We start from the raw sequence: 289 nt of genomic DNA, 5'->3' as shown, positions 1-289 counted from the left end.
GGCGAGGGAAAGAGATGACGCGAACCACCCGGCCGCACCGCCAACCAGCGCCGCAGGGCGGCCAGCGCCCGGGTGGACACGGGCACCAGGCGTTGTTGCCCACCCTTGCCGGTGATCGCCAGGAACGGCACATCGCGCGGCAGCGCGGCCAGCGGCAGCGAGACCAGCTCGGTGGCGCGCAGGCCCGAACCATAGAGCAGTTCGACCAGTGCCAGCAGCCGCACACCCTCGGGCGTGCCGGCGGCCGCATCCGCTTCTGCCGTTTCCAGAAACCGGCCGATTTCCGCAT

General features: G+C 71.3%; 1 protein-coding gene. It reads right to left on the bottom strand.

The window, feature by feature from the left end; genetic code table 11:
- A partial coding sequence (locus tag H926_RS34165) for a tyrosine-type recombinase/integrase (RefSeq protein ID WP_192816578.1) occupies positions 1-289 on the bottom strand: 289 nt, incomplete at both ends.

Source organism: Novosphingobium sp. B-7 (assembly GCF_000410615.1).
In the GTDB taxonomy this organism is placed as follows: Bacteria; Pseudomonadota; Alphaproteobacteria; order Sphingomonadales; family Sphingomonadaceae; genus Novosphingobium; species Novosphingobium capsulatum.
The sequence above is the reverse complement of the archived record's forward strand: the minus strand, read 5'-3'. Positions and strand labels throughout refer to the sequence as shown.